Source organism: Proteus sp. G2618 (genome assembly GCF_009915995.1).
GTDB classification, from domain to species: Bacteria; Pseudomonadota; Gammaproteobacteria; order Enterobacterales; family Enterobacteriaceae; genus Proteus; species Proteus terrae.
The window spans coordinates 15,092-29,878 of record NZ_JAABNI010000003.1; the positions used below are offsets into that span (position 1 = coordinate 15,092).

Consider the following 14,787-nt stretch of genomic DNA (forward strand, 5'->3'; position numbering starts at 1 on the left):
TTTATTTATCCTTTATCTGTTTTTAGTAATGAGTGGATACTCTGAATATGATTAACAATGGTTTCTTTATCTTGTTTATCAATCGTATCAGCTGTGGCAATCCAGCTTCCTCCGCAAGCAACAACTTGTGGAATAGCAAGGTAATCACTCACGTTATTTAAACTAATTCCACCCGTTGGCATAAATTGCATTTGTGCGTAAGGTGCCGCAAGTGCTTTTAACATTTTTATACCGCCAGAGGCTTCTGCTGGAAAGAATTTAACTAAGGTTAAGCCTCTTTCAAGAGCAACTTCTATTTGGCTTGGACTGTTAATTCCCGGCACAATGTCGATGCCATTATTTAGACAATAATCAACTGTACTTGGGTTATAACCTGGCGAAATGACAAAGCTTGCTCCGGCTTCTTTTGCCATATCTGCTTGTTGTGCTGTTAATACTGTTCCTGCGCATAAAATAAGCTCAGGAAAATGCTCATGCATTAGCTTAATCGCTTTAACTGCCGCAGGTGTACGAAAGGTGATTTCGGCAACAGGTAACTGATTTTGGGTTAGAATTTCACCCAGCCAGATTGCATCTTCAGCGCGATTAATTTGGATCACGGGGATCACTTTCAGTGAGGAAAGTGTATCAACAATTGACTGTGTCATAGTTATCCTTGATTAATGTATAGAATGAATCGGTGACTTTATGAGGGATGATGGCGCCATGATGTTGAATAACGAGCCCGGCTAATGTATTTCCCCATAAACAGCAAGTTGGTAAGCTGTGATTTTGTAGCCAAGCAGCAATAAAGCCAGCATTAAACGAGTCGCCTGCAGCGGTAGTATCAACAACAAGATCAATCGGTTTGGGAGAGATATAGCCGGTATCTATGCCATCGGACCAGAAAGCGCCATGAGCACCGAGTTTGACAATCACGTTTTGATTACCCCATTGATGAAGGCGTTGTGCAATATCTTGTTCTGTCAAAACGGGTTGTTGCCAAAGCATTTGCTCATCATCACCCGTAACTAAAGCGATATCGCTAAGTCTGTACAATTTTTCAAACCACTCTTGTGCATGAGGTATTGAATCCCATAAGCGAGGTCGATAATTTGAATCCACAATTAAAGTAATCCCACGCTGTTTAAGGTGGATTAATTGCGCGAGTAGAGACTCTTTTCCTTCCGGCGTTAAAATAGCAAGAGAAATTCCGCTGAGATAAATCACACTATTATCAGGAAGTGCATTAAGATGTGCTACAAAGCGGACATCAGTTGCAATATAACGTGCTGCAGCATCATTACGCCAATAGTGGAAGCTACGCTCACCATAAACATCAATTTCAATGGCATATAGGCCGGGGAGTTTTTCGGGAATAGTAATAACAGATTGGCAGTTAATTCCTTCTTCTTCCCATGCTTTTTGCATTAAGGCACTGTAAGTATCAGTGCCTAAACCTGTCATATAGTACGGATGTAATGTAGGGATAAGTCGCGCTAAGTACAGCGCTGTATTTAGCGTATCACCACCAAAGCGCTGTTGTTGTGGTAAAAAAGGTTGACCACTAAGCTCTATCATACATTCGCCAATAATGGCGACAGCTCTATTTGTTTTCACAGTTTCCCATCACTTTTACAGACACGAATTTTATCTGCAACCACTGCTTTCATTGCGGCTTTACCCGGTACAAGGTAATGACGAGGATCACTTGCATCAGGGTTATCCAAGAAGTACTGCTTGATTGCGTTAGAGAAAGCTATTTTCAGTTCAGTTGCGACGTTAACTTTGCAAATACCCAAGTCAATACAACGGCGCACATCTGCATCAGGAATACCGGATGCACCATGAAGAACTAAAGGGATGTCTGTTTTTTGACGAATAATTTCTAAGCGAGCAAAGTCGAGATGAGGTTCATGTTTGTACATGCCATGTGCTGTACCGATTGCAACGGCTAATGAGTCAATTCCTGTTGCTTTGATAAATTGTACCGCTGAATCAGGATCGGTGAATAAGGCATCTTTTGTATCAACGATAAGATCATCTTCCTGTCCTCCAAGACGACCTAATTCAGCTTCTACAGTGCAATCCCAATGATGGCAGAAATTGACAACTTCTTTGACGATGCGAATATTTTCTTCGAAATGAAAATGAGAGGCATCGATCATAGCGGATCGCACACCTGAAATAACTTTATGACAGATATCAGGAATATCTTCATGGTGATCTAAATGTAGGGCAACAGGGATACGATATTGTTCTGCGGCTTGCTGACAAATAGAGATCAAATAATCACTACCTGCATAAGCAAAGGTGCTTGGTGTACCAGCTAAGATAACAGGTGATGCCATTTCAGCAGCCGTTTCCATCACAACTTGAATAGTTTCCAAGTTATGAATATTAAAAGCAGGCACAGCATAATTTTCACGCTGTGCTTTATTGAGCATATTACGAGTAGAAACCAGATACATGTTTGCCTCTCATCTTTCGTTTAATTACGAATTATAATAAACGAAAGTAATAGAAAGGTAAAAGATCTAAATCACATTTTTATTGCCTTCGCACTGAAAGCAAATGAAAGATAACTAGAAAAAATGGGCCATTTTAGAGCTATAACTGGTGATCCCTTTGCGTAATAAGTTGTTTTTTGGTCGTCTTGATTGTCCTATCACGGTTTCAGCGACTTTTTGTGCTAAGGTCTGTTTTTCTAAACGGCGAGTTAACGGTGTTTGTTTTTCCGTATAATCTTCACAAAAAATGACACTCACTTCTTGTGTTGCTTTCACTCCAGTTACTAAAGCTTGGATAGATGGAATTTCGAAACGAAAGTTATCTTTTTCGATAGGCAAAGGAAGTGAAGGCGTTTGCCATAAATTGATACGATCAGCACAATAAAGCGCGATAATCACGGCGCGTAATGACCAAAAACTACTAGCAGGACCACTGTAGTTATCAACCAAACGAGGATCGTGAGTAAATAAGCCTTGAGTAGGGGCGCCATTTTTTAATGCGCCTTGAGAAATGAAATAACGTAGACTACTTTCAAAAGCGCGTTTTGCCTCGCCTATTTTCACTGAAGGACAGTGTAAATCGACACCTGCTAATAATGGAGTAGAAACCGCAAGGCGATAGCAGGCACTACGACCAAAAAAAGGAATACCTTTTGGCGTCATAAAATAAAGGTAGTGCTGATTAAAGGTATTAAGTGATTGAGTAATAAATGTCGTATCAAATTGAGGATCAATTTGCGCTAACCAATACAACGAATAGTAAAAACCCCACGCATTGTAGTAATCATAATTACCTTTTGCACCATCACGAAACCATCCATCGCCAACATAAAACTCTTTTAATCGTTCATAGCGCCAATGGGCAATCGTGTCTTTTCCTGTGAGTGCTTTAATAACGAATTGGACGGTAAGAGGGAAGAAATGCCAGTTATTATCGACAATCTTGCAGTGATTAACTTGTTCGAACCAAGCAATAATTTGTTGTTGTGTTGCGAGTGTTAATGTATCCCATACCCATTCACGGCTTATCCAAAGAGTAAGTGCTAAATCAGATGCTTCACAAATTCGTTGATCGTAATCTTCAAGTTTTCCCCAATATCCTTTATGAAGTGGATCAGTGCCATGAATAAAGCTTTGTTTGATCATTGAAGGTAAGTTGAAAGATTGCTGATTTAATCCCATCAACATACTTTTTTTGCTACTAACAGTCCATGCAGCAAGTAGAGGAAGTACTCTGCTAACACCTTCAAGAGCATCAGTTCTTGCCGTTTGTTGCCCTGGACTTCCTGGGTAATAAGCATGAGAGTAACCCCAGACTTGGTAATGATGAAAAGCCTGTGTGACATACTGTGTCAGCATTTCACATAAAGAGAAAAGCGACCGATTTTCATCATTAAAAAAGTCAGTGATTGTTTTATCATAGCGACGATAAGCCGATTTTCTGACTAATCGTCGAATGATATTTTCCTTAAATAAGCGTTGGTAGATTTCTACGTTTGGGTGCTCATAAGGGAGTTTGGGTCGTGCTGAAGATGCAATTTTAATAGCCATTTTCGTATCTCAGAAAAAAGACGCATCCTTGCGAAACAAAACGGAGGTTGAATATTAAGGTTTTGCAGAATCCACTAATATTTGATAGTGATCTTGTCCCCAAAGAACAGGCTTTGGCTTATCTTTGATCCACTGGTAATACGCATTTTTTAGCTCTACCACTTTTTGTGGATTTTGTTTGGCAAGATCAATAGATTCGGACGGATCGTTTTTATCGTTAAAAAGTTGAGGCTGATTTTTCCCGTCATCATAAAAATAGAGCGCCCATTCACCGTCACGTACAGCCCAAGCACCTTTAGAGAGTTTTTCTAAATTAGGATTTGTAGGCGGTGTTTTACGTTGATAGGTTATCCATTGGTGATATCCATGCCAAAACTCTTGGTTTTCTTCGCTGTAATGTTTAGTGCCAGGACCTGCCCAATAAAGGTAGTTGTGAGGGGATTTTGTTGTTTCACCTTTCAGTAAAGGCATGATGTTTTTCCCTTCAACATTTAGATTGCCAGGAATAGTAATACCTGCTGTTTGCAGCGCAGTCGGTAAAATATCAAGTGCAGAGATCATCTCATCACTTTTTGTGCCAGCAGGAATAGTTCCGGGTTGATAGGCAATAAAAGGCACTCTAACGCCACCATTAAACATTTGCCCTTTAAAGCCTCTATCCATCGCATTCATTGGCATTGGTGATTCATTAACTGCGCCATTATCTGATAAGAAAAAGATCAGCGTGTTTTCTAACTCACCGTTTTCTTTTAACTTTGCAATAATTTGACCAATTCCTTCATCAGCTGCATTTAAGGCTGCGAAGTATTTGTCTGCTTCAACATTACCAGTATCAAATTTCTCCATATATTTAGCGGGTGAAGCTTGTTCTAGTGGAATATGAGGAACACTGTAGGAGAGATTAATAAAGAAAGGTTTATCTTTGTGTTCATCAATAAATTTTAATGTTTCATCTGTTAAAAGATGCGTGGTATAGCCCGGAGCTGGGACATTGACACCATTACGCCAAAAAGCAGGCGAATTCCATAAAGCTACACCTGATGCGTAATAGCTAAAGTCATAATCAAAACCACGCTCATGAGGAGCATAACCTGCTTCTGGCGTTGAAATCATGTTATCGTGATAATCACGTGTTTGCTTACTTTCATTAATTTTCGGTTTGCGAATAACTTTTGCATTATGCCATTTACCAATACTGGCGGTGGCATAGCCATTTTCTTGGAAAAGTGAAGGTAATAGTTTGATATCTTGGGGAATACCTAAAATGGCATCGTCATTACTGTAAGTACCAAAGCTTGCTGGAGAGCGCCCAGTAAAGATACCCGCTCGGGAAGGGCCACAAACAGGATGGGCAACAAATGCATTGGTCATTTTAGCGCCATTTGTGGCCATTTCACTGACATTGGGCATAGCAATGCGCGCCGCTTCTACCATTTTATTTATATCGCCTTCATAACGTGGCGGTGTGGATCTTTGCGCTAATGCATTAACATCTAAGGTATCCAGTACAAAATCAAGTTGTCCTGTACCTAAATCATCCATCACTATCAGTAAAATATTCGGCTTTTCAGGTGTACCACCTGCATTGGCTGATATTGGGATGCTTAAACACGACGTGGCAATCAGCCCCGCGAGTAAGCTTTTTTTAACAGAAGGTAAGATCACGGATTGTCTCCAGAATAAACAAGATAAAATAAAAAGAGTTACTTTAAGTAGTTTTTTTTCATCGCAGGAAGTGCATCACTAGCAAGACCTCCGCGTGAAATAGCTTGTTGCATTAATTGCATGCCTATCGCGGTATGGTGAAATATTTTTTTATAAGAGCGACATAGGTAGTTATGGCGATGTTTTTCGCCTTCAATAGCAATAATGCGATGTTTAGGGCAACCGCCATAACATAAGCTTTGCACTTCACACTGTTTGCAAAGGCTAGTTTGTTTATCATATTTATTTTGACCAAAGCGCTGTTGCTGTTTTGATGTAGCTAAATGAGCAAGGCTATTTTGATGAATATTGCCCAAATTATTGGCGGGATAAACATAGTGATCACAAGAGTAAACATCACCATTGGCTTCAATGATCAATGCCTGACCACAGGTTTTAGATTGAATACAAGTTGATGCGGGATAACCCATCCATGTGCCTAATAAACTATCAAATAAGCGGATATATATTTTCCCGATATCGCCTTGCCGTACCCATTCATCAAATACTTCAGCCATAAATTGCCCATAGCCTTCAGCTGGAACAGAAAATGGCGCTAATTGTGCATTAGGGCCCGGAGCATAATGTCCTCCGTGAGTATGAGGAAAGCGTCTATCGACTTCGACAATGGGAATAAATTGAAAGAAAGTGGAACCTAATTCTTTTAAAGCTTGATAAGTTTCTTTTCCTTTATTCCAGTTTTGGTCATTAACAACAGTGAGTGTGTTAAATTCGACTCCATATTCATTGAGTAACTTAATTGCACGTTTTACTCGTTCAAAAGTAGGGCTTCCATTGACCGAAATACGATATTTATCGTGAACAGCTTCAATACCATCAATTGAAACGCCTAATAGAAAGTGATTATCAGCAAAAAATTGCGCCCACTGGCGATTAATGGCGATTGCATTGGTTTGTACACTATTTGTAATCGTTTTGCCGTTAGCAAATTGTTTTTGATATTTGACAACTTTTTCAAAGAAAGCCAATCCTGCAAGCGTTGGCTCTCCGCCTTGCCAAGAGAAATCAATCTGATCGCCACCGTGTGATTGAATATAATCTTTAATATAACGACGCAGCACACCATCAGGCATGACTATATGACCAGCCTCTTTTTCTTCATCTTGAAAAATATTTTCTTTTTCCAGATAAAAGCAGTATTCACACTTAATATTACAGTGGTAGCTTGTAGGTTTTGCCATCATATGAAAATAAGCAGGTTGATTTAATGCCATTAGTCATTTCCTGAGTTTCTTTTTTATCCTGTTACATTACGTAAAATTTATCAAAACAAAAGAGATTAAAATCACAAATACGAAACATCGAAAGTAATTGAAAGTTATTTTCGAAAGATTAGAGTGTGGGTTTTCGATTTTAGTACTTTCGGTTTGATACTATTTCAGGATTTATTGACTATTTGAGCTATTTATCTTGATTTATTTTTCGAAAATAAATGAATGCAGTGAAGTTTTACTCTGTATTTTTTGATATATAGCTGTATTAAATCTATATTATTGTGTTTTACATAGCGATATATGGTGTAATCATAAGTATAGTGTTGCGTTATATCATTTTATTTATTGGAAACTGATGGCCTCAAGGCTATTATTGAAGCTACACGAAAATAATCGTAAGCAATCGATGATGATTCGAAACTTTGTGAAAGAGATCAAAAGTTTTGTTTTTTTGCATTGTCGGTAAAAATTAGCGTAGTAAACTACATTCGAAACCAATCGAAAGAAAGTCCTTTGGTTTCGTAAGGAGACGAAAGTGAAAGCGGCAGTTGAGAGGCGTATGGAAATCCTCGATATGGTAAACCAACAAGGTAAAGCCAGAGTCGAAGATCTCGCTGAATTATTTAAAGTCTCAAGTGTCACTATCCGCAGCGATCTAAGTTTTCTTGAGAAAAATGGTTATATCGTTCGCTCTCATGGTGCAGCAATTCCTAATACAGGATTTATTGCCGAATTGAGTATCCACGAAAAACGTGGGCAAAACGCGGGCATAAAAACATTAATCGGGAAAGCTGCCGCAACGCTGATAAAGGATGGAGACACCGTCATTCTTGACTCGGGGACAACTACTCGCGAAATCGCGACACATTTAAAGTCGCGCGAAAATGTAGTGGTCATGACTAACGGTCTGGATGTCGCAATGGAGTTAGCAAATACCTCAGGTGTGGAAGTATTAATGACCGGTGGTGTATTGCGAAAAAGTGCGTTGTCTTTTTCAGGCTCACAAGCTGAAAATAGCCTTAGAAATTACCGGTTTGATAAGGTTTTTCTGGGGGTTGACGGATTCGATTTACGCGTTGGTATTACCACACACAATGAACAGGAAGCTAGTCTTAACCGTTTAATGTGTGATATCTCAGAAACGATTATTGCGGTTGCAGATTCTACGAAATTCAGTAAACGCAGCTGTCATATGATCAGAGAATTTGGTGATATTGATATATTAGTGACCGATTCAGGTATCCCTGAAGAATATATTCAGGAACTGAAAGAGCACAAAATCGAAGTGATTATCGTCGACGATAAGGCATCGTAATTTGCTAACTCCATTAGCAACACCGCCGGTGTTGATTATGGAGTTAGTATTTAATGCATCCTTTAGAAAAGATTGTTCAGCAACACAAATCAGGCAAACAGAATGGCATTTATTCTGTTTGTTCTGCCCACCCTTTAGTAATAGAAGCAGCTCTATTACAAGCGCTGGATAATGATTCCTTTCTGCTAATTGAGGCCACCTCTAATCAGGTTGATCAGTTTGGTGGTTATACGGGAATGACTCCCGCTGACTTCTACAAATATGTCATTGAACAAGCTGAAAATGTGGGTTTTCCTATCGAGAAACTTATTCTTGGTGGTGACCATTTAGGGCCTAATCGTTGGCAACATCTTAACGCTGAAGAAGCGATGGCAAATGCAGATGTGTTGATTGCACATTATGTTGCCGCGGGTTTTAAAAAAATTCACCTCGATTGCAGTATGTCTTGTGCTGATGATCCTATTCCTTTAACGGATGAAATTGTGGCGTCTCGTGCAGCACGCCTTGCTGTGATTGCAGAAAACACAGCAAAAGAGACATTTGGCACAAGTGATATTGTTTATGTTGTTGGTACAGAAGTTCCCGTTCCGGGCGGTGCCGCTGAAGAACTTGATACTGTTGAAGTGACTTCACCTGATGCTGCACGTAAAACATTAGAGTGCCATCGCCAAGCTTTTCAAAATATGGGCGTTGGTGATTGTTGGGAACGCGTTATTGGTCTGGTTGTGCAACCCGGCGTTGAATTTGATCATACGGGTATCATTGATTATCAATCAGAAGAAGCACAAGCATTAAGCCAAGTGGTAAATGATTATTCTCATCTTGTTTTCGAAGCACACTCTACGGATTATCAAACTAAAGAAGCTTATAAACAGCTAGTTCATGATCACTTTGCTATTTTAAAAGTAGGGCCTGCATTAACTTTTGCAATGCGCGAAGGTTTATACGCACTTTGTTCTATTGAAGAAACATTATTCCCTCAAGAACAGTGCTCTAAATTACGTGAAAAAATGGAACAATTGATGTGCCGTGAACCGGGCTTTTGGCAAAAGTACTATCATGGTGATGAGCGTCAACAAGCCTTTGCTCGAGTATATAGTTTTAGTGATCGCATCCGTTATTACTGGCCGGATGCTGAGATTAATGCCGCCATCGACACATTAATGGATAACTTATCCGTTAAACCTATTCCATTACCGTTACTAAGCCAATATCTGCCTTATCAATTTACCCAATTTAGAGAAGGCATGATCGACGGATCACCTGAGTCTTTTGTTATTGCGAAAATTCGTGATGTGTTATCGGTTTATGCCGATGCGTGCTATGTCCATTAATTGAGGGAAACCATGGAATATTTAAGTTATCAGACCGCTCAATTAGAGCAACTGAATGCATTTTGGACTGCAAAAGAAATTGAGCAACAACCAGAATGTTGGAAGAAAACATGGCAATCAGTAAAAGAAAAACGTGCTGATATTGAAGTCTTTCTAAATGAAGCGCTGGCAGTACCTCATGCGCGAATTATTTTGACTGGAGCGGGTACGTCTGCATTTGCTGGGAAAGCATTGGCTCCTATTTTAAGTGGTCATACAAAACGTCGTGTCGATGCGATTGCAACAACCGATTTAGTGGCTGATCCACAAGAATATTTAGCAGAAGACATTCCTACTTTATTGATTTCTTTTGCACGTTCCGGAAATAGCCCTGAAAGTGTGGCTGCATTAGATGTTGCGACTGAATGTCTATCACAATGTTATCACTTGGTGCTGACATGTAATGCAAGCGGCAAGCTTTATGAGTATTGCCAAAATAACAGCAGTGCATTGGCATTGTTGATGCCTGAAGAGTCCAATGACCGTTCTTTAGCAATGACCTCTAGCTTTTCATCCATGATGATGGCTGCGGTAACTATCTTTTTAGGTGATAACGTTTTTAGTGATTCGATTGCTCCTTTTTTTAGTCACTATAAAGCGCAGTTTAATAAAGCAAATCAAATTATTAGAGATAAATACGCGGGTAAGTTTAAACGGGTTATTTATCTTGGAAGCGGTGGATTGCAAGGTTTAGCGCAAGAAGCTGCGTTGAAAATGTTAGAGCTTACAGCGGGTAAAGTGGTTGCGAGCTTTGATACTCCATTAGGTTTTCGACATGGGCCTAAGTCTATCGTAAATAAAGAAACTTTAGTGGTGATGTTTTTCTCTAATGATCCTTATACACGTCAATATGAGACTGACTTATTACGAGAGGTTATTCACGATAATGCATCAGGCAAGGTGATCGCGATCACCGCACGAAATGATAACTCTTTCTCACCAGAGAGTTTTGTTTATATTCCTGCGTTAGAGAACTGTTCTGATGTGGCGCTATTGTTCCCTTACTTGATGTTGGCGCAATCATTCGCATTTCACAGTTCCATTGCACTAGGGAATACGCCTGATAACCCATCTCCGACAGGAGAAATCAACCGTGTTGTACAAGGCGTCACAATTTATCCGTTCTCACACAAAAAAGACGACACACAGTCTGCTTTAAATTAATAAAATATAATAAGAGAGCTAATCATGAACACACCGAATATTGTCTGGACCCGCATTGATGAACGTTTACTCCATGGTCAAATCCGTATTACATGGGGTAAACATACAGAAGCAAACCTGATTTTAGTGGCTAATGATGATGCAGCAGAAGGCCCTAATGCCGCATTTATGCAAGCAGGAATGAAAGCATCAGCAGGTGGTGAATACGCTGTTCGCTTCTTCTCTATTCAAAAAACTATTGATGTTATTAGTAAAGCATCTCCTCGTCAGAAAATTTTTGTTTTGTGTAATAACCCGAAAGATGTTGCCCGTTTAGTGGAAGGTGGCGTGCCCATTACTCACTGTAATGTTGGCAATATGCATTTTCATGAAGGGAAACGCCAAATTGCGAAAACCGTGTCAGTCAATGATGCCGACATTGAGGCGTTTAAAAGCCTCGTTGCAAATGGGGTCACTTGCACAATCCAAAACACTCCCGATCAGACACCCGTTGATGTGTTAGCGCTCGCATCAGCCTGATAATTTCCTGAACAAAAAACCTGCATTAGCAGGTTTGAGGATTATTTATGATTTTTGAAGCTTCTTTAGTGGCTTTATGGGCCTTTTTTTGCGGTATAGATAAGTATGACGTTGCATTAAATATTCACAGACCACTCATTACAGGGCCTGTTGTTGGTCTGATTATGGGTGATATGCAGGTTGGATTGATTGCAGGTGCAACGTTAGAACTCGCGTGGTTAGGATTAGTTCCTAACGCAGGCGCTCAGCCACCTGATGTGACTTTAGGTACGATTGCTGCGGTTGCTTTTGCGGTAATGACAAACCAATCACCTGAAGTTGCTATGGGGATTGGTATGCCTATTGCGGTGTTAATGCAAATGCTCGTGATTGGTTTCTTTGCTATGACGGCTTTCACAATGGGGAAAGCGGATAGATATGCGGAAAGAGCTGATGCTGCCGGAGTTTCTCGGCTACTTATTATCACAATTATGGTACGTTCATTACTCTATGCTTTAGTCGCCTTTGTGACGGTCTACTTTGGTGAACATGCGGCTCAATGGATTGATGAGAATACTCCAAAAGTGTTGCTTGAAGGCTTAGGCATCGGAGCGAAAATGGTTCCTGCTATTGGTTTCGCAATGTTGTTGAAAATCATGTGGTCAAAAGAAGTTGCAGGTGTGTTCTTCATTGGTTTCGTGATGACAACCTATCTAAAACTCCCAATTATGGCGGTCGCTATTTTAGGTGCATCAGCCGCCGCGCTCTACTTCTTCTTTAGTGGTAATAACAAAAATACAAGTCAGCAGAATGAGGATTTCGAAGATGGTATCTGATAATAGCACCGCATTGAAAACGCAGGATAAAACAGAAACGGGTTCTTTGATTGATGGCATTGACGAGTATCAAGATACCACTGTCAGAAAAGTTATCACTAAAGGCGACCTTTGGAAGTGTGCATTCCGCGGTTTATTTATGGAAGGTAACTTTAACTTTGAACGTATGCAAGGTGGTGGATTTGCCTTCTCGATTATCCCAGCCTTAAAGAAAATTCATGGGAACAATAAGCGTGACTATGCAACATCACTGAAAAACCATCTGCAATTTTTTAATGCCAGTCCTAAGCTGTTCACCTTTTTATTGGGTACAGCCGTTGCAATGGAAGAAAACAAAGAAAAACCATCGACTGTTAACGTCATGAAAGTTGCGGGAATGGGGCCTACAGGGGGGATCGGTGATGCTATCGACCATATGACCTTGATGCCACTGACATTAGCGTTGGGCGCATCTATTGCAATGGAAGGTTCGATTGCGGGACCTTTTGTTTTCTTCTTTTTATATCAAATTGTGCACTTTTTAGTGTATTTCGGGCTGATGTTTATGGGTTATCGCGCGGGAACCGCTGCGATGGTCAATATGAGTGATGCCACTGAAAAGCTGGCTAAAGCCGCCAATATTATGGGGATTTTTGTTATCGGTGCGCTGAGTGCAACTTTTATCAAGGTGCAAACCACCGCCTCGCTGGAGCTGGGAGGAAAGGTGGTTGAATTACAAACTGCGCTCTTTGACAAAATTATGCCGAACTTATTACCTCTGTGCTTAGTTTTTCTTATGTACAAAATGGTGAAAAGCACCGGTTTTTGGGGCAAGCCTCCGGTATTGATTTTCTCAACTCTTGCATTTGGCGTTGTCGGTCACGTATTAGGGTTCTTATAACAGAAAGCCTTTATAGCCGTCGTTATTGTCAATCGAAATACATTATTAACTTGCTATAAACGGGCAGGAGAGTCTTCTGCTGCCCGCAAGGAGTCACTCATGATTGGTCTTATTGTTTCAGGACATCTTAATTTTGCCTCTGGTATGGCATCAGCTGTAAAAGCGATTGCTGGCGAGCAGGAAGATATCGCATTTATTGATTTTGTTGAGTCAATTTCTCCTGATGAACTTGAAGAAAAAATGCGTGAAGCGATCAACTCAATGTCATGTCAGCAATATCTATTCCTAACAGATTTACCAGGTGGAACCCCTTGTAATCGTGCAATGGCCATTATGATGCAAAATCCTGCCGTTGAAGTATTAGCGGGTGTGAATCTACCGATGATTGTTAATGCGGCTTTCGAACGAGAAGGATGTTCAATATCAGAGTTAGTGCAAATATTACGCGAAATAGGTCAAGACAGTATTCAAGATATTCGTGAGCAATTGGCACAAATAGACAGCAATGATGTTGAAGAAGAAGACGGTTTATGAGCCAGCAATATGCCATTTTAGCCGATCGAACTTTTACACCAGAAGGTATTCGTTATCTTTGCTATGTCCGTGTTAAAGGCGATGTCATTGAGTCAATCACAACGCAAGCACCAACAGATTGCCCCATTATTCGCCTAAAAGGGAAATCGTTATTACCCGGTTTTGTGGATATTCATATTCATGGCCGTGAAGGTGCCGATGTAATGGATGCGACTCAACAAGGGTTACAAACTATTGCTGATGCTTTAGTGAAAACAGGTGTAGTTGCATGGGTTGGTACAACTGTTACTGCGCCTATGGATGATATTCGCCAAGCATTATCACAAGTACGTGAGTTTTTGTCGGAACCACAAACTTCTGGCGCACAGTTACTTGGGAGCTTTTTAGAAGGGCCTTATTTTACTGAGCGCCATAGAGGCTCTCATCCTGTGAAATATCTAAAAGCACCAACGATATCAGAGCTAGAAACATTGCTTGAAAGTGCGGGGGACACATTATTGCGTGTCGCTGTTGCGCCGGAAGCACAAGGTTCGATGGAGGCGATTGATTGGTTGGTCAATCGAGGCATTAAGCCTAGTGTGGCGCATACAGCGGCAACTTATGAACAAACATCAGATGCTTTTTTACATGGTGCTGATTGTGGCGTGCATTTGTATAACGGAATGACGGGACTTCATCATCGTGAACCGGGATGTTGTGGTGCCGTGTTGTATCACAATGTATTGGCGGAATTGATTGCAGATGGCATTCATGTTCACCCCGTTATGATGCAATTAGCGTATCGCATGAAAGGTTATCAACAACTCGCTTTAATTACAGATTGCATGCGTGCTGGGGGATTACCTGACGGTGATTACACGCTGGGCGCTCAAACAGTTAGCGTCTCCCAAGGTCAGGCAAAAACAGCAGATGGCTCTTTGGCTGGGAGTACATGTAGTTTAGACAGTGCATTAAGAAATATGGTGCAACTAGCACATGTTCCTGAATGGGAAGCAGTACAAATGGCAAGTGCGATCCCAGCTGAGTATCTCGGTATCGGCGACAAATTGGGTTATATCAAAGTTGGGCGACAAGCCAGCTTTGCTGTGGTGGATGAATGTTTTCATCTCACCGATACATTCATCAGAGGAAATCATATTTACTCTGTATCCGGGGAAAATGTATAGCTTTTCAGTTATGCACCCATCAGTAAAAATGAGGTATTTATA

The 14,787-nt window shown here is 40.6% G+C and carries 14 protein-coding genes; 8 read left to right on the top strand and 6 right to left on the bottom strand.

The genetic code is table 11. The features are described from left to right. Nucleotides 1–5: 5 nt before the first annotated feature. The 6 genes from GWJ01_RS00690 to GWJ01_RS00715 all read right to left on the bottom strand — a co-directional run bounded on the left by GWJ01_RS00690 (nt 6) and on the right by GWJ01_RS00715 (nt 6,979). Complete coding sequence (locus GWJ01_RS00690) at nt 6–647, bottom strand: bifunctional 4-hydroxy-2-oxoglutarate aldolase/2-dehydro-3-deoxy-phosphogluconate aldolase (RefSeq protein ID WP_109392813.1); 642 nt, start codon at nt 645–647, stop codon at nt 6–8. Continuing rightward, on the bottom strand, nt 628–1,599 hold the full coding sequence (locus GWJ01_RS00695) for a sugar kinase (protein ID WP_161710581.1): 972 nt from the start codon (nt 1,597–1,599) through the stop codon (nt 628–630). Before GWJ01_RS00695 ends, GWJ01_RS00690 begins: the two co-directional genes overlap by 20 nt. Continuing rightward, a complete protein-coding gene (locus tag GWJ01_RS00700) occupies nt 1,596–2,450 on the bottom strand; it encodes a tagatose bisphosphate family class II aldolase (RefSeq protein ID WP_109401509.1) in 855 nt (284 codons plus the stop codon). The genes GWJ01_RS00695 and GWJ01_RS00700 overlap by 4 nt, the downstream gene beginning before the upstream one ends. Before the next feature lie 114 nt (nt 2,451–2,564). Beyond that, nucleotides 2,565–4,040 (bottom strand): DUF2264 domain-containing protein, encoded by a 1,476-nt coding sequence (locus GWJ01_RS00705; protein ID WP_161710582.1) that lies wholly within the window; start codon nt 4,038–4,040, stop codon nt 2,565–2,567. Between the two features lie 54 nt (nt 4,041–4,094). After that, a complete protein-coding gene (locus GWJ01_RS00710) occupies nt 4,095–5,705 on the bottom strand; it encodes a sulfatase family protein (protein ID WP_109392816.1) in 1,611 nt (536 codons plus the stop codon). A 38-nt stretch (nt 5,706–5,743) separates the two neighbouring features. Further along, nucleotides 5,744–6,979 carry an anaerobic sulfatase maturase gene (locus GWJ01_RS00715; protein ID WP_109401511.1) on the bottom strand — a complete coding sequence of 412 codons (1,236 nt, stop codon included), beginning with the start codon at nt 6,977–6,979 and terminating at the stop codon, nt 5,744–5,746. A gap of 535 nt (nt 6,980–7,514) precedes the next feature. Between GWJ01_RS00715 and agaR the strand changes: the two genes are divergently transcribed. From agaR to nagA, 8 genes are all read left to right on the top strand, one after another. Further along, complete coding sequence (gene agaR / locus GWJ01_RS00720) at nt 7,515–8,294, top strand: transcriptional repressor AgaR (protein WP_075673686.1); 780 nt, start codon at nt 7,515–7,517, stop codon at nt 8,292–8,294. A gap of 53 nt (nt 8,295–8,347) precedes the next feature. Then, a complete protein-coding gene (kbaZ, locus tag GWJ01_RS00725) occupies nt 8,348–9,628 on the top strand; it encodes a tagatose-bisphosphate aldolase subunit KbaZ (RefSeq protein ID WP_109392818.1) in 1,281 nt (426 codons plus the stop codon). Nucleotides 9,629–9,640: 12 nt separating this feature from the next. Further along, complete coding sequence (locus GWJ01_RS00730; RefSeq protein WP_161710583.1) at nt 9,641–10,831, top strand: SIS domain-containing protein; 1,191 nt, start codon at nt 9,641–9,643, stop codon at nt 10,829–10,831. Nucleotides 10,832–10,855: 24 nt separating this feature from the next. After that, nucleotides 10,856–11,350: a PTS N-acetylgalactosamine transporter subunit IIB gene (agaV, locus tag GWJ01_RS00735; protein WP_023581440.1), complete on the top strand. Its 495-nt coding sequence runs from the start codon at nt 10,856–10,858 to the stop codon at nt 11,348–11,350. Between the two features lie 47 nt (nt 11,351–11,397). Next, nucleotides 11,398–12,165: a PTS N-acetylgalactosamine transporter subunit IIC gene (gene agaW, locus GWJ01_RS00740; RefSeq protein ID WP_161710584.1), complete on the top strand. Its 768-nt coding sequence runs from the start codon at nt 11,398–11,400 to the stop codon at nt 12,163–12,165. Next, a complete protein-coding gene (locus GWJ01_RS00745; protein WP_072063421.1) occupies nt 12,155–13,045 on the top strand; it encodes a PTS system mannose/fructose/sorbose family transporter subunit IID in 891 nt (296 codons plus the stop codon). The genes agaW and GWJ01_RS00745 overlap by 11 nt, the downstream gene beginning before the upstream one ends. 99 nt (nt 13,046–13,144) lie before the next feature. Further along, on the top strand, nt 13,145–13,579 hold the full coding sequence (gene agaF / locus GWJ01_RS00750) for a PTS galactosamine/N-acetylgalactosamine transporter subunit IIA (RefSeq protein ID WP_109392820.1): 435 nt from the start codon (nt 13,145–13,147) through the stop codon (nt 13,577–13,579). Continuing rightward, nucleotides 13,576–14,745 (top strand): N-acetylglucosamine-6-phosphate deacetylase, encoded by a 1,170-nt coding sequence (gene nagA, locus GWJ01_RS00755; protein ID WP_109392821.1) that lies wholly within the window; start codon nt 13,576–13,578, stop codon nt 14,743–14,745. The genes agaF and nagA overlap by 4 nt, the downstream gene beginning before the upstream one ends. The last annotated feature ends 42 nt before the right edge of the window (nt 14,746–14,787 follow it).

Bases quoted from the DNA above. Each gene is read 5' to 3' on its own strand.
- GWJ01_RS00690 (WP_109392813.1), bottom strand. From the start codon at position 647: ATGACACAGTCAATTGTTGATACACTTTCCTCACTGAAAGTGATCCCC.
- GWJ01_RS00700 (WP_109401509.1), bottom strand. From the start codon at position 2,450: ATGTATCTGGTTTCTACTCGTAATATGCTCAATAAAGCACAGCGTGAA.
- GWJ01_RS00705 (WP_161710582.1), bottom strand. From the start codon at position 4,040: ATGGCTATTAAAATTGCATCTTCAGCACGACCCAAACTCCCTTATGAG.
- GWJ01_RS00715 (WP_109401511.1), bottom strand. From the start codon at position 6,979: ATGGCATTAAATCAACCTGCTTATTTTCATATGATGGCAAAACCTACA.
- kbaZ (WP_109392818.1), top strand. From the start codon at position 8,348: ATGCATCCTTTAGAAAAGATTGTTCAGCAACACAAATCAGGCAAACAG.
- GWJ01_RS00730 (WP_161710583.1), top strand. From the start codon at position 9,641: ATGGAATATTTAAGTTATCAGACCGCTCAATTAGAGCAACTGAATGCA.
- agaV (WP_023581440.1), top strand. From the start codon at position 10,856: ATGAACACACCGAATATTGTCTGGACCCGCATTGATGAACGTTTACTC.
- agaW (WP_161710584.1), top strand. From the start codon at position 11,398: ATGATTTTTGAAGCTTCTTTAGTGGCTTTATGGGCCTTTTTTTGCGGT.
- GWJ01_RS00745 (WP_072063421.1), top strand. From the start codon at position 12,155: ATGGTATCTGATAATAGCACCGCATTGAAAACGCAGGATAAAACAGAA.
- agaF (WP_109392820.1), top strand. From the start codon at position 13,145: ATGATTGGTCTTATTGTTTCAGGACATCTTAATTTTGCCTCTGGTATG.
- nagA (WP_109392821.1), top strand. From the start codon at position 13,576: ATGAGCCAGCAATATGCCATTTTAGCCGATCGAACTTTTACACCAGAA.